The organism is Veronia pacifica, from assembly GCF_001707825.1.
GTDB lineage: Bacteria > Pseudomonadota > Gammaproteobacteria > Enterobacterales > Vibrionaceae > Veronia > Veronia pacifica.
Genome location: NZ_LYBM01000022.1, coordinates 1 through 21,938, shown reverse-complemented (window position 1 = coordinate 21,938; position 21,938 = coordinate 1). Strand labels below are relative to the sequence as shown.

The 21,938-nt window shown below is 45.8% G+C and carries 12 protein-coding genes and 1 pseudogene; 10 read left to right on the top strand and 3 right to left on the bottom strand.

Annotated elements, in window-relative coordinates:
• The first annotated feature begins 248 nt into the window (after nt 1-248).
• The 10 genes and pseudogenes from A8L45_RS12630 (at nt 249) to A8L45_RS12585 (ending at nt 16,704) form a co-directional block, all read left to right on the top strand.
• The gene (locus A8L45_RS12630; RefSeq protein WP_068902800.1) at nt 249-3,653 is read left to right on the top strand and encodes a response regulator; all 3,405 of its coding nucleotides are present in this window, start codon (nt 249-251) and stop codon (nt 3,651-3,653) included.
• A 590-nt stretch (nt 3,654-4,243) separates the two neighbouring features.
• Complete coding sequence (locus A8L45_RS12625; RefSeq protein WP_068902798.1) at nt 4,244-5,923, top strand: ABC transporter substrate-binding protein; 1,680 nt, start codon at nt 4,244-4,246, stop codon at nt 5,921-5,923.
• 128 nt (nt 5,924-6,051) lie between these two features.
• Nucleotides 6,052-7,038, top strand: coding sequence for an ABC transporter permease (locus A8L45_RS12620; protein WP_068902796.1), 987 nt, complete (start codon nt 6,052-6,054; stop codon nt 7,036-7,038).
• A gap of 2 nt (nt 7,039-7,040) precedes the next feature.
• Nucleotides 7,041-8,069, top strand: a complete 1,029-nt coding sequence (locus A8L45_RS12615; protein ID WP_068902794.1) for an ABC transporter permease — start codon at nt 7,041-7,043, stop codon at nt 8,067-8,069.
• Nucleotides 8,070-8,071: 2 nt separating this feature from the next.
• Nucleotides 8,072-9,037 (top strand): ABC transporter ATP-binding protein, encoded by a 966-nt coding sequence (locus tag A8L45_RS12610; RefSeq protein WP_068902872.1) that lies wholly within the window; start codon nt 8,072-8,074, stop codon nt 9,035-9,037.
• 29 nt (nt 9,038-9,066) lie between these two features.
• The gene (locus A8L45_RS12605) at nt 9,067-10,056 is read left to right on the top strand and encodes an ABC transporter ATP-binding protein (protein WP_068902792.1); all 990 of its coding nucleotides are present in this window, start codon (nt 9,067-9,069) and stop codon (nt 10,054-10,056) included.
• Between the two features lie 38 nt (nt 10,057-10,094).
• A complete protein-coding gene (locus tag A8L45_RS12600; protein WP_068902790.1) occupies nt 10,095-11,798 on the top strand; it encodes a glycoside hydrolase family 9 protein in 1,704 nt (567 codons plus the stop codon).
• Nucleotides 11,791-12,657 (top strand): glucosamine kinase nucleotide-binding domain-containing protein, encoded by an 867-nt coding sequence (locus A8L45_RS12595; RefSeq protein WP_068902788.1) that lies wholly within the window; start codon nt 11,791-11,793, stop codon nt 12,655-12,657. Before A8L45_RS12600 ends, A8L45_RS12595 begins: the two co-directional genes overlap by 8 nt.
• A 178-nt stretch (nt 12,658-12,835) precedes the next feature.
• A complete protein-coding gene (locus A8L45_RS12590) occupies nt 12,836-15,241 on the top strand; it encodes a glycoside hydrolase family 94 protein (protein WP_068902786.1) in 2,406 nt (801 codons plus the stop codon).
• A gap of 51 nt (nt 15,242-15,292) precedes the next feature.
• Nucleotides 15,293-16,704: pseudogene (locus A8L45_RS12585) on the top strand (phosphoglucomutase/phosphomannomutase family protein).
• A gap of 52 nt (nt 16,705-16,756) precedes the next feature.
• Here A8L45_RS12585 and A8L45_RS12580 read toward each other — a convergent pair.
• The 3 genes from A8L45_RS12580 to A8L45_RS12570 form a co-directional block, all read right to left on the bottom strand.
• On the bottom strand, nt 16,757-18,946 hold the full coding sequence (locus tag A8L45_RS12580) for an HlyD family secretion protein (RefSeq protein WP_068902784.1): 2,190 nt from the start codon (nt 18,944-18,946) through the stop codon (nt 16,757-16,759).
• A complete protein-coding gene (locus tag A8L45_RS12575) occupies nt 18,933-21,110 on the bottom strand; it encodes a peptidase domain-containing ABC transporter (protein WP_068902782.1) in 2,178 nt (725 codons plus the stop codon). The genes A8L45_RS12580 and A8L45_RS12575 overlap by 14 nt, the downstream gene beginning before the upstream one ends.
• A gap of 211 nt (nt 21,111-21,321) precedes the next feature.
• The gene (locus tag A8L45_RS12570) at nt 21,322-21,522 is read right to left on the bottom strand and encodes a hypothetical protein (protein WP_068902780.1); all 201 of its coding nucleotides are present in this window, start codon (nt 21,520-21,522) and stop codon (nt 21,322-21,324) included.
• Nucleotides 21,523-21,938 lie beyond the last annotated feature (416 nt).

The window sequence follows — 21,938 nt, the reverse complement described above, 5'->3', positions numbered from 1 at the left end:
AATGCCGCCAACATTGCTGCCAATTTAAGTACATCCGAATACTAAGGTGTAAAACGCCATCACTAGAGACGAAAGTAGGTGAAACGGTACGCTGAAAATGTCTCAAGACTGCAAGTATGAAAGATGACATGCGATTTGAATAGCGACATGAAACATTCCAAAATCAAACCTTCTGTCTGCAAGAGCTTGGACAAGCTCTCAGCGAGAAGAACAAACAGCCAGCCAGTCTCAATCCCCCGGGCAAAAAAATGAAGAAACAACAAAAGTTCAAAAGGCTTCAACACACCCTGATGATTGCCTTTTTGGTATTAAGCATTACACCGCTTACCTTGCTTGCCTTATTTTTCCTTCAGTCGCATACCAGCGATCTGAGGGATCAAAGCACCAACCATATGGCTTCGCTCAGGAGTAATCAAAAAGAGCAACTGATTAATTACTTCAATGACCGTAGGCTGGATATCGATATTTTCGCTTCTTCAGAGCTTGCCACAAACAGCGGCGGACGTTTTTACGGTTTGGTTGGCGCATATGCACAGTTTCTTGAAATGTCTGAGGAAAAGAGAAAACTGATTCGCGAGCGCTACCTAAATCAGGGCTTTGACAATATTAATATCGGCAACCAACAATATAGTGGCAATTATGCCATGGCGTTTAATCGATATAACCGTCCTTACCTTGAGTATTTGAAACGATCAGACTTTGACGATGCACTGCTTATTGATTTGAAAGGGGATGTGGTCTATTCGGCAAGGCGTGGGGATGCTTTTACCGAGAGACTGCTCGATCCTAAATGGCAAGAGAAGCCAGTAGGTAAAGCCTTCGCTGAGCTCCAGAAAAAAACCAAATTGTGGTTGGAAGAAAAAAATAGTCAGCGAGCCAGAGTAAAAAACGCGTCAATTAATGACCAAAAGCCGATCATCTTTACTGATTTTTCACAAGATGAACAAGGTAATCGCACAGCTTGGTTTGCCACATCAATCACTCAAAATGACTATCTGCATAGTTATATCATGTTCCGATTGCCAGATACGGCAATGGCTAACATGTTGAGCCGCGATCAAGCACAGGGCTTTGTGAAAACCCTACTTGTTGGCCAGGACCATATTCTGCGTAACCCGTCAGAAACACTTAAGGTAACTGAACTGCAAAGCCAAGCCATTGATGAAGCAATAGATGGTCAAACAGGCGTGGGTAGTTTTGAGAACTTTGATGGGAAGAGAGTGCTCAGTGCTTATGCTCCCGTCAGTATTCTGGGCCACCAGTGGGGATTGGTTCTAGAACTGCCAGAAGAAGAAGCGTTTGCCCGTATTTCTCAACTAGAAAAAATCTTTGTTGTCGTCATGGTCTCAGCGATTATTCTTGTGGTACTCGCCTCACATCTTTTATCCAACTCCATCACGTCTCCACTGCTCAGACTGACTTGGGCGGCTGAACAAGTCTCTGCCGGTGATATGGACCAAGAAATAGCCTATACCGACAGACGGGATGAAATTGGCCGGCTGGCGACCAGCTTTGCCCGGATGCAGCGTTCAATATCAGATAAACTGGCGTTAATAAAAGAACAAAACACCAAGCTTGAGGAAAATATCGCCCTTATCCAGACAAAAAACTCTGAGCTGAAGCAAGCGGATAAGATGAAGGATGACTTCCTCGCAACAACCTCTCATGAGCTCAGAACACCGCTACATGGCATGGTGGGTATGGCTGAGTCTATGCTGGCCGGTATCGAAGGGAACGTGCCAGATCAGCAGAAAAGTCAGCTGCAAATGATGATCAGTAGTGGTCAGCGGCTGTCGAGTCTGGTCGACGACTTACTGGACTACCACAAAATGCGTTACGGTGAACTGGATATGCATTTGGAAGCGGTAGACACCTCAAGCGCCGTCCGGCTTGTCATAGAACTGTCTAGCCATTTGATTGGCAACAAACCTGTCCGAATTATCAATCAGATGCCGATTGATTTACCTCTTGTAAAAGCAGATGAGCAACGTCTGGAACAGGTCTTATATAACCTCGTCGGTAATGCCATCAAGTACACCGATGAGGGGAAAGTTATTATCAAGGCTGATGCGGTCAACGACAGTGTCCAAATACAGGTTATGGATACCGGACAAGGTATTCCAAGCGAAGAAATTGACTATATATTTGAACCCCTGACACAGGCCAGACAAACCGCATCGAATTATCGACAGGGTGCAGGACTGGGCTTGTCAATAAGCCGTAAGCTGATTGAAATCATGGACGGTCAGCTGTATGTCAGTAGCCAGCCAATGATTGGTACAACGTTCAGTTTTACATTGCCACTGGCTTCAAAAGGTGAAATTGATCAGCGTCAGCAAAGTGATAAACGCCACCACTTTAGTGTGCCGGCCCCACAAGAAACCTTCCACAGTGAAGACAAAGAAGAAGAAAATTCAGAAGCTCCTCTCATCCTGGTGGTCGACGACGAACCTGTAAATCTGCAAATCCTCAAAAACTTCCTGAAACTTGAGGGATACCGGGTGATCACCGCAGAAAATGGTCGGCAGGCAATAGAAATGGTCACACTTCGCAAGCCACAAATGCTGTTGCTTGATGTCATGATGCCAGAGCTAAGCGGCTATGATGTCTGTCAGCATCTCAGAGAACACCATACTAAAACCGAACTTCCAATTATCATGCTGTCGGCGTTAACCCAGATGCAGGATCGGATAAAGGGCTTCGATGTGGGGGCAAATGACTATCTTGCCAAGCCATTCAACAAGAACGAAATAAGTGCGAGGATCCGCGCATATATTGACGCTCATCTAACAGACAGAGAACGGGAGCAAAATCAGGCTCTTCAACACGAAATCCACCTTCGTGAACAAGCGGAGGCCGGGCTGATAGAAACGCAAAACCGTCTTCTCAATCTATTAGATACAGTGCCTGAGTCCATCATTTGTGTTCATGATAATGGCCGTATCAAGTATGCCAATGATGCGAGTGGCAGATTATTTTCTCTGAAACCTGAGCAGATAGAACGACATGTATTGGAAGACTTTTTGATCACCCCCCTTCCTGATGCGAGCAACAGCAAAGGCCACTATAGCGGTAATCTCAACTTTAGAGTCAGGGGGATCACTACAGCTATTCAAACCGATGTATTTGTTCTACCGGAGTCATCGGGAATTCACACGGTATTGTTACTCAATACTGACGATGACATTCCGACCCACAGACTTCAAACACTTGAAAATGCAATTCAGGTACTGGCTGACTTTGCTTACGACGGCAATCAGTCCAACCTTGATGTGCTTCGAGGTCTTGGGGGCGAGTTTTCTAACATGGCCGATAAGCTGGACCGGGATAAACCTGATAAAACAGATACTCTACGGGAGACTTTAGTTTCCGTTATGGTCAGTGCGCTGGAATACTGGCAAGAGGAAACGGGCAAAAACAAGTTCGCGCTTGCGGAGGAAAGTGGCTTGTGGAGGGTCTACCTAGATCGCAGTACCCTACAAACTCGCACCTTGGACAAGTACTTGCAAGTGGAGACCCTTCCAAAGTCTCCACGTTGGCGAACGGTATTGAAAACGATTGACTTTGTGCTCGATAAAACACAACCAGGGACTGAGAGCTTTACTGAACTCAAGGTACAGCGGGATCGGCTTCAAACACTCATAACACGCTAAATACTGACTATCAAAAAGCCCCTTTTTGGGGCTTTTTTTTACCTCATAAAAATCAAAAACTACAATTTCACGATGATAATTAAGCGTACTTTTTAGCAACAGAACATGAACAAAAATGTTTAAAAAAACATCTCCACAAGCTGCAACAAAAACAAATTTAAGCTTATGAGAAGAAAATCACAACAAATTGGAAACATAAATTCACGTCAAAAATTATATCTCACCATCCATCCCTGATCGATATCAAATAAATATTTTAATCATTATTAGGTCATGTTTTTTATAGATTTTTTATTAATTGAGCAGTGTATAAATAACTGTAATATTTACTTAATGATTGATAAAAGCATCAGAAGTTTGATATGTGAAAAGCATGTTTTTGACGTTTTTAACACACCTTTCGTCCTGTTTGACGATTTTAACGGGTGGCGCGATTGACCCTGAATTAAATGCGGAGTCTCCTAACACCTGCACTGAACTTGCACGGCCATGTGAGCGGAAGGATGTGACCCGCGCTCATAGCAAGCTCCGGCCTCTCCCAAATTGGGTGAGAAATAAGAATGGAACGAAAGCTGAGTAAGGAATAACGAATGCTTACCACGTTGAAAAAATCTAAAGTAGCACTTGCGGTGGTCGCTGCTGCTACTGCACTGACAGCTCCTGTAGCGAGTGCTTCTGAAAGAGCAGAACTGACTGTTGTACCTGACTTCTACCAACAACTGACTCGTAACTTCAACCCGTACATCGAGCAAAATCTGAAAACTACTTTAGATTTCATTTACGAGCCACTTGTTGTCTTCAACCAACTGGACGGCAATAAAGCTGTTCCACGTCTGGCGAAGAGCTACTCAATTTCTGACGACCTGCGCACTGTCACTTTTGACATTCGCGAAGGCGTTAAGTGGTCAGACGGTAAAGCCTTGACTGCTGAAGATGTTGCTTACTCTTATAAGCTTATTCAAGAGAATGCATCAATTGACTTAGCTGGTAACGCTAAGCTGATCACTGACGTAAAAGTTAAGGGTAACAGCGTTGTTATCGGCCTGGCTGAAGCTAACGCACAAGCACCATTCCAGCTGGTTAAAACTCCTATCGTTCCAAAGCACGTATGGAGCAAAGTAGAGAAGCCTGAAGCCTTCTTCAACGAAAACCCAGTTGGTTCAGGTCCGTTTACTGAGATTGATACCTTCACCAGCAACCTTTACGTTCAATGTGAAAACCCTAACTACTGGGATGCAGCGAATCTGGACGTAGACTGTCTGCGTGCTCCTCTGATAAAGAGTAATGACGGCCTGTTAGCGAAAGTTGTTGCGTCTGAATTGGACTGGACTTCTTCATTCATCCCTGATATCGACTCAACGTACGCATCTATTAACAAAAATCATCAATACTGGGCGGCTCCAGTTGGTAGTTCTGTAAACTTCCTTGTGAACTTTGTTAACCCAGATGCAGCAAAGAATGAAGCTCTGACAAACATTGATTTCCGTCGCGCAATGTCAACAGCCGTTGACCGTGAGACGATCATTGACATCGCATTCTACGGTAATGGTTCACCTAACCACTCTGCAGGCGGTATTGCTGAGCTTTACAGCAGCTGGTCTGACAAAGACGTATTCAACAAAAACAAAGTTTACAACACTTACAGTGTTGCTAAGTCTAAAGAGCTACTTAAAAAAGCTGGCTTTAAAGACCTAAATGGCGACGGCTTTGTTGAAACTCCAACAGGTAAGAGCTTTGAGCTGGCAATCCAGACTCCAGCTGGCTGGTCTGACTGGAACAACACTGCACAACTTTATGCAGAGAATCTTGCTGAAGTAGGTATCAATGCGAAAGCAGTTACTCCTGACTTTGCTGTATACAACGCAGCGATGACTGGCGGTACTTTTGATGTCGCTCTAACTAACTATTTCACAGGGCCAGATCCGTATCTGACGTGGGATTCAGGTTTCCACTCTCGCTTCATGGCGAAAGAAGGTAACCCGCGTTTCGCAATGCACCGTTTCAAGAACGACGATGTAGATGCACTGTTGGAAAGCTTCTATCAGACAGCTGATAAAGAAACACAGCTGAAAACGGCTCACAAGATACAGAAAATCTTGGCTGATAACCAAGCCGTTATCCCAGTCATGTCTGCTGCTAGCTTGTATCAGTTCAACACCACTCGTTTCACTGGCTGGTGGAGTGCTGACAATGCTAAAGGCCGTCCAATGATCTGGCAAGGTGTCCCAGAGCGTCTGCTGCACGTTCTAGACCTTAAGCCACAATCGTAAGAAAGCGTTACTGTAATCAGGCGGTGCAACCAGCACCGCCATTTTCCCCAAGAAAAACAACTTATTTTGACCATTGGGGTTTTGAATTCTCTGGTCGCGGCTTTGCTGTGCCATTAAAGGTGTGAGTTATGGGATTTTTCTTAAATCGTTTAGTGTTTTATTTTGGCGCATTGCTCATCGCAATCACGCTGAACTTTATCTTGCCGCGTGCCATGCCCGGGGATCCAGTGACCATGATGTTCGCCAATGCGACAGTACAGGTCACCCCAGAACGACTTGCAGCGATGAAAGAGCTGTTCGGGTTCGTTGACGGTCCAATCTACGTCCAGTTCTTTGCTTATCTAAAAAGTATTCTCACCTGGGAACTCGGTATTTCAACTGCTTTTTATCCTTTAACGGTAAATGCTCTTATAGGCAGTGCGTTAGGCTGGACGCTATTCCTTGCAGGTTCATCAGTTATTCTTGCATTCTGCATCGGGTCAATCTGTGGCATATATGCTGCCTGGAACCGAGGCAGTAAATTTGACTCCTTCGCATCCCCTGGCTTCATGGCATTACAGGCTATTCCACCTGTTGTTATCGCCATGCTTGTTTTATTCACCTTCGGGATCAGTCTTAAATGGTTTCCAACGTCTTATGGTATGCCAGAAGGAGCAATCCTTGATTGGGGCAGCTTAGACACCTACACAGGAATTCTTTATCACGCTGTGTTGCCATTACTTTGTGCAACAGCCGCACAAATTGGTGGCTTTCTCATCAGCATGCGCAACAACATGATTAACCTTTTGAATGAAGATTACATCACCATGGCAAAGGGTAAGGGCTTAAACGAAAGACGTGTTGTTTTCAACTATGCAGCAAGAAATGCACTGCTTCCCACGGTAACAGCCCTATCAATGGCTCTTGGTATGGCTATTGGTGGGCAGCTTGTTGTTGAAATGATTTTCTCCTATCCCGGCCTTGGCAACATGATGCTGAATGCCGTTAACGCGCGTGACTACCAAGTACTACAGGGTCTTCTGATCATCCTGACACTGGTAATGCTGTTCTTTAACTTCCTTGCTGACATTTTCATTGTGCTGCTTGACCCACGCCTGCGTAAGGGAGGCAAATAATCATGAAAGATTTATTTAAAATTATTCAAGGCAATAACAAAGCACTAATTGGTGTCGTCTTGCTCTCTATTTTCATGCTAATGGCCATTTTCGCGCCTCTAATTACACAATTTGCACCAGACAAGAGAACAGGTAAACCACATGAATACCCGAGTGCAATCGTAAAGGCCGCGCAAGCGAACCCTGATGGTTGGGTAGCTGAAAACCTCGCAGACAACTCTCGTCGCCTGCGTATGTCTAAAGATGCTGAACACGTGCTGGGTACAACACGTCTGGGAAGAGATATCTGGTCTCAGGTTGTTTACGGCGCACGTACATCACTGATGGTTGGTTTCGTAGCAGGGATTTTCGTTTGTATCACCGCAACCATTATGGGCATCTCCGCTGGCTATTTTGGCGGTAGAGTAGATAACGTACTTTCCGGTGCGATGAACGTTATGCTGGTCGTTCCTCAATTACCGATAATCATGATCATCGCAGCATTTGTAGGGGAGGCAGGACCGCTTGTTATCGCGCTTGTAATCGCCTTCACCTCCTGGGCATGGGGTGCGAGGACTATACGTTCCCAAACCCTAGCAATCAGAGAAAAAGAATTCGTCAAAGCGGCAGAAGTGCTTGGTGAATCACGCTTCCGTATCCTGTTTGTCGAGATTCTACCAAACCTGATCCCGCTTGTTGGTGCCAGCTTTATTGGCTCAGTGATGTACGCAATTCTTGCAGAGTCTGTTCTGGCATTTATCGGTATGGGTAGCCCGAACTCTATCAGCTGGGGAACCATGCTGATGAATATCCGCTCTTCTTCATCGATGACTATCGGTATCTGGTGGGAAGTACTGGCACCTTGTTTAGCACTAACACTGCTTTGTATTGCGCTAGCACTTATCAACTTCGCGGTTGACGAAATTGCTAACCCAGCACTGCGCGCTCAGAAAGGCATGCGCCGCTGGAAGAAAATGCAGGAAGAAGACCAAAAATCCCGTCAGGAAGAAAAGCCTGCCCTTCAGGATGTAGCATGGAGTGGTGAAAAATGAGTATGAGAGAACCTTTACTATCTGTCCGTAACCTTTGCGTGGATTACATTACTGATGCAGGCGATGTTCGTGCGGTCAACAATGTAAGTTTTGATCTTGGAAAAGGTGAAGTACTTGGTCTGGCTGGTGAATCTGGCTGTGGTAAGTCAACCGTTGCCTTCTCCCTGATGCGTCTTCATAAGCCACCCGCTTTTATCAGCGGTGGTGAAGTGCTGTTTAATGGTGAAGATATCCTCAAGTACAGCGACGAGCGCATGCAGACGTTCCGCTGGAGTGAGATGTCTATGGTCTTTCAGTCAGCGATGAACGCGCTGAATCCTGTATTGACCATGGAAGAACAGTTCTGTGATGTGATCATGCGCCACACCAGCATGACGCGTGACCAGGCAGTCCGTCGCGCAGAGGGCCTGCTGGAGATTGTTGATATTCACCCAAGTCGTCTCCGTGATTATCCACACCAGTTCTCTGGGGGCATGCGTCAGCGTCTGGTTATCGCTGTTGCGCTCGCTCTGAATCCAAAGCTCATCATTATGGATGAGCCAACAACGGCACTTGATGTCGTTGTACAACGCGAAATTTTGCAGAAAATCTACGCGCTAAAAGAAGAGTTTGGCTTCTCTATTCTCTTCATTACCCACGACCTTTCTCTGATGGTGGAATTCACTGACCGTATCGGTGTGATGTACGCCGGTCAGTTAATTGAAGTGGCACCGTCGAAAGAGATTTTGTCTACCCCCTTCCACCCTTACACGGAAGGATTGGCAGGCTCGTTTCCTCCATTAACCGGTCCAAAACCAAAACTGACCGGTATCCCGGGTAACCCTCTGAACCTACTGGAAGTTCCACAGGGTTGCCGTTTTCAGGCTCGTTGCGGGAAAACCAAAGAAAGCTGCTTTAAGACAGCAACCCGTCTGACCGAAGTAGAGCAAAACCGCATGACCAGTTGCCATCTGTTTACTGGCCTTTAATTAAAAGCGGTGTGAGTGAGGAAGTAATTATGAGCGTAGAATTAGGACAACCAATTGTTGAAGGAAAAAATCTGATTAAAGATTTTGAAATCAACAGTAATTCAATGAATAAGCCCGTTATGCGGGCTATCAACGACGTCTCTTTTAAACTATACAAAAGTCGTGGCCTCTCTGTCGTAGGTGAATCCGGTTCCGGTAAGTCAACGACAGCAAAAATGATCGCTAAAATGTATCAGCCCAATCATGGCACCATAGAATACAAAGGGCGTGACATTCAGGACATTCAAAAACACCGTGATCTGATGGAGTACCGTCAGGGTGTTCAAATGGTATGGCAAGACCCGTTTGGTTCACTTAACCCGACGCAAACCATCTTTCACCATATCGAAAGACCACTGAAAATTCACAACAAGATCAATGGCGGCCCAAAAGAACTGGAAGAGCGTGTCTATGAACTGCTTGAGCAGGTCGGCCTTACTCCTCCGAAAGAAACGGCTGCTAAATTCCCTCATCAACTCTCTGGTGGTCAACGTCAGCGTGTCAACCTAGCACGTAACATCGCTGTGGGTGCTGAAGTGGTGCTGGCTGATGAACCAACCTCTATGCTGGATGTCTCTATCCGCGCAGGTGTTCTTAACCTGATGGAAGAGATGAAGTTCGAGCGCGAAATGGCGCTGCTTTACATTACCCATGACATCGCAACTGCCCGCTATATTGCTGAAGATCTTGCAGTAATGTATGTCGGCCACATGGTTGAATGGGGCGACTGTGAAGAAATCATTCATCACCCTCAACACCCTTACACCAAGTTGTTGGTGTCAGCCGTGCCGGATCCAAGCAAGTCTATCCACCAGCAATTAGACGGCAACAAAGGTGAGATCCCACTTTGGACACCGGACACCAAAGGCTGCCCATTTGCGGGGCGTTGCCTGCATGCCACCGACAAATGTAAAGAAGCATTGCCTGGTGTCACCAAACTATCAGACAACCACTTTGTTCGTTGCTATCTGTACGAATGATCACTGTCGTGTTCAGTAACATGTTTCGAGGATAAACAATGCAGTTGTTACTCAACCATCTAGGCTATGAATGCCAGAGCAGTAAAAAAGCACTGATCGTGACCCGGGCTTCTTGCCCGGTCACTGCGGTTCAGGTCGTTGACTGTCAGACTGGACACACTGTGATGGAGTTGCCTGTTAGCGATTCCAGCACTGTTGATAACTGGCAGATTGGCGACGTATACAGTGTCGATTTTTCCTCTCTCACTGATCCTGGTACTTACCAACTTCGGGCCGGTGATATCACCTCAGACCGTTTTGAAATAAAGCCAAACTTACTGATAAAAAAAACCTTTTCTGACCTGCTTCATTACTTCAAATCACAACGTTGCAGCGGCGAGTTTGATGACGCTGACACTCGGGCACCTCTTCTTAACACTTCAGATACTGTCGATGTCAGCGGTGGCTGGTATGATGCATCCGGTGATGTCAGTAAATACTTGAGCCATCTCTCCTATGCCAACTACATGAATCCACAGCAAACCCCTATGGTGGTGTGGAACATGCTGACAGCACTGGAATTGGCTGAAAATTCCCTCGAACCTTTTGTGAAATCCCGACTGCTCGATGAAGCTCTCTATGGCGCAGACTTTCTGGTTCGTATGCAAGACTCGTCGGGTTTTTTCTATCTGACAGTGTTCGACAAGTGGAGTAAAGACACCGCACAGCGCGAAATATGTGCCTACGAGACACAGGAAGGTCATAAAACAGATGCCTTCGAGGCTGGTTTCCGACAAGGCGCTGGAGTCAGTATTGCCGCTTTGGCGGTCGCTGCACGACAAAACACACAAGGCGAGTACCCAAGCCAGCAATACCTTATTACCGCCGAGCGCGGTTACTGGCATCTGGTGGAAAATAACCGGGCGTATCTTGATGATGGTCAAGAAAACCTGATTGATGCCTACTGTGCCCTGCTGGCAGCGGTAGAGCTATTCCGCACCACAAAATCAGATGAATACCTGACTGAAGCCCGCAGATGGACCGAGCAACTGGCTCATTACCAGCAAAGCGATGAGCATGTTCAGCACTTCTGGTCAGCGACACACGATGGCAGCAGGCCTTATTTCCACGCAGCAGAAGCTGGACTGCCAGCCATTGCGCTGATGCAATATCTGGCTGTTGAACATGATGGTGCCTTAACAGAAAAATATCAGCAGGTACTGGAACAGGCTCTGCGCTTTGAACTATCTATTACCTCTGAAGTCAGTAATCCATTTGGCTATCCACGACAGTATGTGAAACCCGTCTCTGGCGAAAAGCGGAGCAGCTTTTTTGTCGCTCAGGACAATGAGACTGGCTACTGGTGGCAAGGAGAAAATGCCCGTCTTGGATCATTGGCATCTATGGCCTTTATGGCAGGCTCTACGCATCTTGATCCGGCGCTAAAGCGCCAGCTTAAAAAGTATGGTCAGGATGCACTGGACTGGGTTCTGGGACTAAACCCCTACGACATGTGCATGTTAGACGGTTATGGTCGCAACAACCCTGATTACTTGCCTGAACTGGGCTTTTTCAATGCCTATGGCGGGATCTGCAACGGGATCACAGCAGGCTTTAAAGATCCTAGCGGTATTGCCTTCAATCCAGAACCACAAAAAGACGACATGCTGCAGAACTGGCGCTGGGGTGAACAATGGATCCCTCATGCCGCATGGTTTCTGCTCGCAATAGCTGCACAGAGCAGGAGACTTGAAAGTGAGTAAGTTTTACTGCGGTGTTGATGGTGGCGGTACTTCCTGTCGGGCAAGAATCACTGACGCATCAGGTAATATACTGGGTGAGGCAAAAACAGGCAGCGCCAACATTTTACTTGGCGTTGAACTGGCGATGGAGTCTTTACATACCGCGATTGGTGAAGCTGCCGAACAGGCTGGTATTCACGACCTCGCCGATATTTCTGTAGGTCTGGCACTCGCTGGCGCTGAACAACGTTCGGCCTGGCTACAATTCATGGCTCTCCCACACCCCTATGCACATATCACCCTAAATACTGATGGCTATGGTGCCTGTATGGGGGCCTTTTCCGGTCAGGATGGTGCGATTGTGATCGCGGGTACTGGCTCAGTGGGTGTGATGATCAATCACGGACAACAAACCGTTATTGGTGGTCGTGAGTTCCCTATTTCTGACCAGGGTGGCGGCGCTGTAATGGGGTTACGACTGGTGCAGCAAACCCTGCTGGCTAACGATGGTTTACGCCCTGTCAGCGCGTTGGTCGGTCATGTTCTTGACCATTTCAATAACGACATTGACGCGATTGTAGACTGGTCAAAAACGGCCAAACCAAAGGATTATGGTCAGTTCAGCCCCGCCATCTTTGCCTATGCCGAACAACGTGATCCGCTGGCGATTGAAATGCTGAGAGCAACAGCAGAAGACATTGAACGTCTGATTCTCGGTCTCCATGCAAAGGGAGCGCAGCGTATTGCTCTTATGGGCAGCATCGGAGAGCGAATCCTCCCATGGTTGACGCCACCTGCGGCTTCCCTGCTGGTTGCTCCATGCAGTGATGCCATCGACGGTGCGCTACTGATGGCAAGAGGACAGCATAACCTTTACTGAATTTTATGGGCTTACCTTGTGTAAGCCCGGTTTTAATGAGCGTTTACCAGCAATCACTGGTGATTTATATCCATGACAATCAGCGCAACTGGCGGTCATGAAAAAAGAACAATGGACGGCAGGATCGAGTGATGACGTCTCGATCTTGTACAGTAGGATAGCGAATAAGGATTCACCCATGAAATACGGTTATTTTGACAATGAAAACAGGGAATATGTCATCACACGCCCTGACGTTCCCGCGCCTTGGACAAACTACCTAGGCACAGAAAAATTCTGTACCGTTATCTCTCACAATGCTGGTGGCTACAGCTTTTACAATAGTCCTGAATATAACCGCGTGACGAAATTCCGTCCGAACGCAACATTCGACCGTCCGGGTCACTATGTGTACCTTCGCGATGACGAAACAGGCGACTACTGGTCAATCTCATGGCAGCCTGTTGCCAAAAGCCTTGAAGAAGCCAGCTATGAAGTCCGTCATGGTCTGTCTTATTCAAAGTTCAAGTGTGAATACAACGGTATTACCGCGTCTAAAACCCTGTTCGTACCGAAGGGTGAAGACGCACAGGTCTGGGATGTAAAAATCAAAAACGACGGCGACAAGCCGCGTACTATCAGTGCTTTCTCGTTTGTTGAGTTCTCGTTCAGCCATATTCAGTCTGACAACCAGAACCATCAGATGAGTCTCTACTCTGCTGGTACCTCATATAAAAATGGTGTCATTGAGTACGACCTGTATTACAACACTAACGATTACGAAGGCTTCTACTATCTGGCATCAAGCTTTGACCCGGATAGCTACGACGGCCAGCGAGACAGCTTCCTTGGCTTGTACCGTGATGAAGCAAACCCAATCGCGGTCGAGAAGGGTCGTTGTTCAAACCACGTACAGACGTGCTACAACCACTGCGGTTCTCTGCACAAGCAATTCGTTATTCAGCCAGGTGAAGAAGTACGCTGTGTCTTCGTACTCGGCATGGGTAAAGGCGAAGGTGAACGTCTTCGTGAGAAGTATCAGGATTTCGCTAATGTTGACGCAGCCTTTGCTGGCATCCGCGAGCATTGGGACAGCCGTTGTGCCAAGTTTAGCGTGAAATCGCCAAACGAAGGTCTGGACACCATGATCAATGCATGGACCCTGTATCAGGCTGAAACCTGTGTGGTTTGGTCGCGCTTCGCATCATTTATCGAAGTGGGCGGACGTACCGGTCTTGGTTACCGTGACACCGCTCAGGACGCGATTTCTGTTCCACACTCCAATCCAGAGATGACAAGAAAACGCCTCGTTGACCTACTTCGTGGTCAGGTTAAAGCGGGTTACGGTCTACACCTGTTCGATCCTGACTGGTTCGATCCTGAAAAAGCAGACGTTGAGCCATCTAAGTCACCGACGGTCGTCCCGACGCCAAGCGACGAAGATAAGATCCACGGCATCGAAGATACCTGCTCAGACGATCACCTGTGGCTAATCCCAACCATCTGTAAATACGTGACTGAAACAGGCGAAGAAGGCTTCTTTGATGAAGTGATTCCTTATGCTGACGGCGGCGACGCAACCGTATACGAGCACATGAAAGCGGCGCTAGACTTCTCTGCAGAATATGTTGGTCAGACAGGTATCTGTAAAGGTCTGCGCGCAGACTGGAATGACTGTCTCAACCTCGGTGGCGGTGAGTCATCAATGGTGTCTTTCCTGCACTTCTGGGCGCTGCAAGAGTTCATCTCACTGGCGAAGCACCGAGGTAAAACTGACGATGTTGAGAAATACACCATCATGGCAGCTAACGTTCGTGAAGCCTGTGAAGCGCATCTGTGGGACGGTGAAGGCGAGTGGTATATTCGCGGACTGACCAAAAACGGTGACAAGATCGGTACAGCACAACAAACTGAAGGCCGTATTCACCTTGAGTCAAACACGCTGGCAGTACTGTCAGGTCTTGCGTCACAAGAACGTGGCGAGAAAGCAATGGATGCCGTTGACGAGAACCTGTTCTCTGAATTCGGTCTCCATCTGAATGCACCGTCTTTTGCTACACCAAACGATGATATCGGTTTTGTAACCCGTGTTTATCAGGGCGTGAAAGAAAATGGCGCTATTTTCTCTCACCCGAACCCTTGGGCATGGGTGGCTGAAGCCAAACTGGGCCGTGGTGACCGTGCGATGAAGTTTTACGACGCACTGAACCCATACAACCAAAACGACATGATTGATACCCGTATTGCTGAACCGTATAGCTATGTGCAGTTCATCATGGGCCGTGATCACGAAAACCATGGCCGCGCAAATCACCCTTGGCTGACAGGTACATCAGGCTGGGCATACTTCGCGGTCACCAACTTCATTCTGGGTGTCCAGACAGGTTTCGATGGCCTGACTGTTGACCCATGTATTCCTACAGACTGGCCGGGCTTTGAGGTCAATCGAGAGTGGCGCGGTGCCACCTACCAGATCAAGGTTGAAAACCCGGATGGCGTCAGCAAAGGCGTGAAATCACTCTTACTCAATGGCGAGGCAATCGAAGGCGCAATTCCAGCGCAAGCCGAAGGCACCGTCAACCAGGTCACAGTGGTACTGGGCTAACACATTTTACGGGAGCCAAGGCTCCCGTTTTTACTTTGAAAGGGATTCAAAATGATTAAGTTTGGTACTGGTGGTTGCGCGCCCTGATTGGTGAAGAGTTTACCCGCGATAATGTTCGTCTGGCAGCACAAGGGCTGGCAAACATTATGATCAACGAAAATGCGGTGGAGCCGGGTTTTGTTATCGGCTATGACAGACGTTTTCTGTCTGACAAAGCGGCAAAATGGTTTTCCGAAGTACTGGCAGCCAATGGGATCACGGTCAGCTTTATTGATAAGTTTGTTCCGACGCCGATCGTGATGTTCAAAGCCCGCGAGATGAATACCCATTATTCTGCGTGTATTACGGCTTCCCATAACCCAGCTGACTACAATGGCATTAAAGTGTTCATCAAAGGTGGCCGCGATGCTGACGAAGTGATCACCGCGAAAATCGAGCAGCAGGTGACGACGCTTCAGCAAAGCGACATAAAATCTGTCGATTTCGAAGAGGCAGTGGCGAATGGCAGCGTACACATCATCAACCCGATGAATGAGTTTGTTGATGCAGTTATCGATTTCATCGACATTGATGCGATAAAAGCGGCGAATCTGCGTGTACTGATTGACCCAATGTTCGGTGTAGCGAAAAACGCCCTGCAAACCGTGTTAATCAATGGACGCTGTGACGTTGATGTGATTAACGATGGTCAAAACCCTGCGTTTGGCGGTTTGATGCCGTCACCAAGCGCCGCAACGCTCTATCGCCTGAAACATCTGGTTGCTCACGAAGGTTACGACATCGGTATCGGCACCGATGGCGATGCTGACCGTCTTGGTATCATCGATGAAAAAGGTAACTTCATTCATCCAAATGAAGTCTTGCTATTGCTTTACTACTATCTGTTGGAATACAAAGGCTGGAAAGGCTCGGTTGTCCGTAACATTGCAACAACGCATCTGCTGGACAAAGTCGCTGCTGACCATGACGAGAAGTGTTTTGAAGTTCCTGTTGGCTTCAAACACATCAGTTCGCAAATGGAAGCCGATGACTCGCTGATTGGCGGTGAAAGCTCTGGTGGCCTGACAATTCGCGGGCATATCAAAGGAAAAGATGGCGTATTTGCATCAAGCCTGTTGGTTGAAATGATCAGTGTCACGGGCAAAAAGTTGTCAGAACTGCTTGATGAGATTTACAGCAAGTATGGCTACGCCTATACCGCAGAAGGTGACTGCACCTTTAAACCCGCCCAACGGGAAGAGTTGTACAACAAGATTTATGTTGAGAAAGCACTGCCTGACTTCAAATATGAAGTGGAAAAAGTCAGCTATGCCGACGGCCTGAAAGTGTATTTCAAAAATGGTGGCTGGGCACTGCTGCGATTCTCAGGAACCGAGCCGTTATTGCGTATCTTTGTCGAGTGGGAAGACAAAGACACCGCCGAGTCTATGGTTGAAGACTTAAAAACGTTTCTAGCCCTTTAATACAAGAGCGCCTTGCCGAAGCGAGGCGCTTTCACTCCTTTGTCCGCTCCGATCAGAATACCCGCCTGAACGACTTCAGAAGGGGCTCGAAGAGCCATTCAAATAAGGTGGTATTGGTTCCCAGAATATCCGCCGTGATCAACATCCCTGGCTTGAATGAGTCGATTTTGTTCTTGTCTCCCTGCCTGTCCGGGTAAATCTCAATGTCCGCCTTGTAGTAAAGAGAACCACGAGACAACTCGACCACAAAATCAGTATGTTTAAAGGTAGAGCTGGATAACTTAATAATTTTCCCCTTGAAGCTGCCGTATTCAGAAACAGGAAAAGCGTCCACCACTACCCTAAGAGGCTTACCAATATCAATGTTGGCCAACATACCCGTCGGAATGAACACTACTGCACTACTGATACTTTCTGTTGCTGCAGGGGTTATTTCCATAATCTCCCGACCATCAACAATTAAGGTATCTCCAGCCGTTACCCTAAGGTTATTCACGAATCCCGCTTTACTCGCGTAAATGCTCACGACTCGCTCTTCACTGAGCTCAAGTAACTGCTTCTCTACTGTCGAAATACTCATGGCTTCGTTTTCAACATTCAACCTGAGGCTTACCTCACGTCGGTTGATTTCATTTCTCAGCCCCTGAATTTCATTTAATAAGCCCTTGCGACGGAACTCAAAATTTGAAAGCTCCTTCTCTGCATTAAGAAGATTTAGCCTCTCTTTTTCAACTTGGCTTCTGGAGGTCAAATCCTTTCGGTAAAGCGACTGAATACGTCTGTTGTAATTTCGGAGAATTTCCAGTGTCACCTGTTGCTGGTCAATCAATCCATCAATACTGACCAACTGCTCTTTCTTGTTGGTGATTTCATTTTTGAGCGTGCGAGAGGTGATTCGGTATTCCTCTTTCAGCGTGTCAATTCGCTTTTTCAGAGCCTGAATATCTTTTTTCAATCGGGATGCCAGACTGTCTCCCAATGTCGATGAACCGGTGGACTGATTATTAATTTGCAGAGTGTATAAGAGCTCAGACTCCTCGACAAAGTCTCCCTCATTAATGTTCACTGACAAAATCTGTCCCGTGTACTCAGATTTTACCTTTATAGTCTCATCTGTTGCCAATAAGTAACCGGGAACCGCCTCGCTGGGGGAATACTGAACCGTATTCATGAATATAAGCGCTGTGACAAGAAACGAGAGCATACAATAGGAAAGCAGCCTCAGCCCTGCGGGTATTTCGACTCTACCCGTTACAAAGTTTCCAAAGTTCTCTTTCATTTCTTCCCCCATCTGTAGCGAGTTTGGCTGACCATAAAACTTTTCTACCATCACCCATTCAAGCCACTTATCCGGTTGCTGGATCACCTGAGTCTGAAGGTCATGAATCAGGCTACCGAGCCAACGTTTTGCCAGTTGCTGATGTTCGTTACTGTCTCTGAGCACGAGCGCTGTCATCGCAAGCTCTTGCTCTCTGTGTTTAAACACCGTTATCGTTGATGTCAGCGTATATACCGAACAACTTTGTTGGGTATTGACCAATGAGGAAAAACAACCTGACACTTGAATGTCTTTCCCCATAAACTTCACAGACACAAAATCTTTCATTACCGCTGACAGTGTCGATGGCATGATAACCCTGCTACGCTGAGCAATAATTTTCTGCCGAAGCTCTTTCTCTGAAGAGACTTCGGTTGCTTTGATCACTTCCACTTTATTGGCGTCAAAAAGGGCGTCGCATATGCTCTGAAGCCTTTTACTGGTGATATATCCCCGGTCTCTGTCGTCAATGAGGATAAACGTTTTTATCGAGGCGTCGGCAGTAAAGTGCCGAGCAAGTGCAATCGCAATGGTATGGAAACAACCAAATCGATGTACCAGAAAAATCTGAAGTGCTGTCTGGTCTCGTTGAATTTTCTCTGCCTGAGAATCTGAGAGAACCGCATGGTCGAAAATACGTTTAAGGCGATTGTTAAAAGCGATAGAAAGCAGGTATTGACTGAGCAAAGACAGAAGAAACGCTCTTTTGACTCCCTTGACCAGACCTCTTTTCTTAGCGCGCATATCCGACAAAAAAGACAGGATATTGTCACCGATAAGCTGATCGTCTATCGACTTGAACTGCCTTATGGCAAAAGGAGTAAGGCAGAGGCCTATGAGGCCATATGGCAAGAAGGAAAATAATCTGACAAAAAAACGCACCTTTAGACTGATGCGGTTATTCTGAGGATCAATGATTGCCATTTTCTGTCCCCTCCATTTTTTTCAGCTTTCTTACCCGTCCATTACTGACTAAGTACGCAGTATCAAAGCGGGAAATGACTGAGGTATCATGGGAGATCACAACCAATGTGCAATTCACATACTTGATTATGTTGTCGACAAGCTTTTTTGCTGTTCGGCTATCAAGATTTGACGTGAACTCATCAAGAATTAATAGGCGGGGTTTTTGGTACAATGCACGCGCAACAAGTAGTCGTTGTTTCTGTCCTGCAGATAAAAAACCAGAGTTCTCAGACAGCAGCGTTTTATACCCCACAGTCATTCTCTCTATATCTTTATCAATGAGACTCAGCTTACAAACATAGTCGAGATAATCATAATCAATATCGTAAGTAGTAAGCGTGATATTTTCTTCGATGGTGCCAGCGAATACTTCGTCATCTTGAGAGAGAGTTGCTGTCAACGAGCGGTGAGCCACAGGATTCAACTCAGAAGTGTCTACTTTGTCGATTTCAACCGTGCCGCCAGTCTGCTGAAATAACCCTGAGATGATGCTGGTCAGCGTTGTTTTGCCTGAACCTGTTTTACCAATTAGACAAATGCGCTCGCCTTTGCGAACTGTCATATTGACCTTTTTAAGGATCTTCCGTTCCGCACCTTTGGGTTGGTAGTCAATCTCTTTTAATACCAAGCTGACACCTTCAGCGACATTTATTTCACGTTGTGCAGGAAATGCCAGCTGTCGCTCCATAGTTTTCTCATTCCGGGTCAAATCTTCAATCTCTGACTCTTCGTCAATGATTTCACTTACCCGTTCGAGGTGGACTTCGATGGATTGTTTGAGAACCAGTACTTCTACCAATGTAATGACTTTTTCGGTGAAGATATTTTTATACATAATAAAGGCGAATAGTGTACCGACAGTCATATCACCAGAAATGACCATATACCCACCTAGTGTCACAATCAGTATCAACTCGGAATAGAGAAAGAGCTTACCTAAAACCAAGAGGTTAACGTCGATCTTAGACTTCTTTATGTTTTGAGATACATAGGAAGAGAAAAAGCTGGACCACGCATTATTTTTTCTGAATTCAGCAGAATAAGACTTAACGGTCTTAATAGACTTCACGATATCAATGGTCAGTGAATCCACTTTAACCCGATCGGATATCAACTGCTTCTCAACGTGAATAACCCGCTTTTTAAATAAATATTTGCACAAAGCAAAGAATATCATCACCAAAACAGACAGAACTGTAAGTAAGGTATTGAAATAGAACATAATAGAAATAGAGAGTATTATCATCACTGATGACGTCATGAGTGCTAAGACACCATCTACCATGTAATGAGCAATAACCTCTGATGAATTAATTCTCGATAGCGAGTCACCCGTCACGCGCCGCTTGAAATAGTCAATTGGCAAATAAATCAACTTCGAAAATAGACTGGTTGTCAGTTTCTCTTTAAGTCGGTTACGTAAACTTATTTTTGTTATTTCAGATACATAACTAAATAAAATCTCATGAACAAAAACTGCACCAAACACCATCGACAGTACAAACAGCAGATCAACATTACCTTTCGAGATAGCCTCATCAACTACCTTCTGCACATACAGTGGTGAAAGCATTGAGATGAAGACGACACAAAGTGAAATCAGAAGAACGATAAAGAGACTGTTACGAAAGCCCGGCATCACTCTGCGGATACCCGAAAATGAAATAATGTTTCTAGCATTCTCAGTGAGTAGTGTTGAGAGATCGGGTTTTTTCTCGAATGTTGGCGTTAACTCTAATGCATAACCAGTTACCATTTCTTCGAAATAATCACGTTTGTATTCTCTCCGTCCCAGCGCCGGATCAACGACATACAGTTTATCTTTACTCACCTTCTCTAAGACGACGAAATGATTGCCCCCCCAGTGAACAATGCAGGGTAACTCAAGCTCTTCAGGCTCATTCGGCTCAAACTTAACGGGTACGCAATTAAACCCAGCCATTGTGGCAACGTCAGCAATATCTTTTAAATTTACTCCCGCGCCGATTTCAGCAGGGTTAAGCTTACGAAGCTGAGAGAGAGTCAGCTCTATACCGAAGCTATTGGCAACCATCGCTAAACAAGCATTTCCGCACTCAGTCACTTCGCTTTGTAGGACAACTTTCAACCGCTTATCGCCCATTAAAAACTCCATTTAACAAGGCTATGAATTTAATTTCGTAAAATTTATAACTAATAGGTAAGGTTAAGTGCGTATTTTTAATACATGGTTCCCTAAAAAAAGACATTCATTATCATATGTAAAACAACAACCAAAAAAGCGCACCACAGGATATTCCGGCAGTGCGCTGTGTTTAAGCTAAATGATATGAAAAAGTGTGGTATCAGCCTTTTTAGTTGTTACCGCCAAAGAGATTGAATACAGCAGTAAAGACGCCAACGATTGCTTCTACAAATGAGGTGAGTTTCTGTGTACCAATGCCTGAGATGATATCAGCAGAGATTACCAAGAGCCCAACCAAAGCAGTTGCTACATCAGCCAGACCTGCACCTTGCACTTCTTTAGCTTCTTGCATAGTAATTACTTGCTTCATAATTTTACTCCATTAATTATTGAGATTTTCTGTTCTTAAAAATCTTGGCAAAAAACTTAATTTGCTACGTCCCATAATTTACAGCGCGATTCAATACAGCCACTCGCAGTAAAATAATAGGTGATAAATTAGAAAATTGGATAAACAAAATATATATAAATTACTATTGCCAATATATAAGACAATAATTTCAATTATGAAACAATTAGCATTATCTGATACTATAATTTGTCTAGTTTGCAATGCGTTACGATAATATTTAGATAATCTTAATATAATTAAGATTGATAACATAAATAAGAAGCATAAACAAAAAATAAAGTTAAAGTTAATAACAACATTATTTTTGCATATTTAATATCTATTAATTAATCGACGTAAAAATTACACTAAATTAAATAATATATATCTATTAA

Excerpts from the sequence above, each read along its gene's own strand:
- A8L45_RS12605 (WP_068902792.1), top strand. The coding sequence starts at position 9,067 with ATGAGCGTAGAATTAGGACAACCAATTGTTGAAGGAAAAAATCTGATT.
- A8L45_RS12600 (WP_068902790.1), top strand. The coding sequence starts at position 10,095 with ATGCAGTTGTTACTCAACCATCTAGGCTATGAATGCCAGAGCAGTAAA.
- A8L45_RS12610 (WP_068902872.1), top strand. The coding sequence starts at position 8,072 with ATGAGAGAACCTTTACTATCTGTCCGTAACCTTTGCGTGGATTACATT.
- A8L45_RS12625 (WP_068902798.1), top strand. The coding sequence starts at position 4,244 with ATGCTTACCACGTTGAAAAAATCTAAAGTAGCACTTGCGGTGGTCGCT.
- A8L45_RS12575 (WP_068902782.1), bottom strand. The coding sequence starts at position 21,110 with ATGGGCGATAAGCGGTTGAAAGTTGTCCTACAAAGCGAAGTGACTGAG.
- A8L45_RS12630 (WP_068902800.1), top strand. The coding sequence starts at position 249 with ATGAAGAAACAACAAAAGTTCAAAAGGCTTCAACACACCCTGATGATT.
- A8L45_RS12570 (WP_068902780.1), bottom strand. The coding sequence starts at position 21,522 with ATGAAGCAAGTAATTACTATGCAAGAAGCTAAAGAAGTGCAAGGTGCA.
- A8L45_RS12580 (WP_068902784.1), bottom strand. The coding sequence starts at position 18,946 with ATGGCAATCATTGATCCTCAGAATAACCGCATCAGTCTAAAGGTGCGT.
- A8L45_RS12615 (WP_068902794.1), top strand. The coding sequence starts at position 7,041 with ATGAAAGATTTATTTAAAATTATTCAAGGCAATAACAAAGCACTAATT.
- A8L45_RS12590 (WP_068902786.1), top strand. The coding sequence starts at position 12,836 with ATGAAATACGGTTATTTTGACAATGAAAACAGGGAATATGTCATCACA.
- A8L45_RS12620 (WP_068902796.1), top strand. The coding sequence starts at position 6,052 with ATGGGATTTTTCTTAAATCGTTTAGTGTTTTATTTTGGCGCATTGCTC.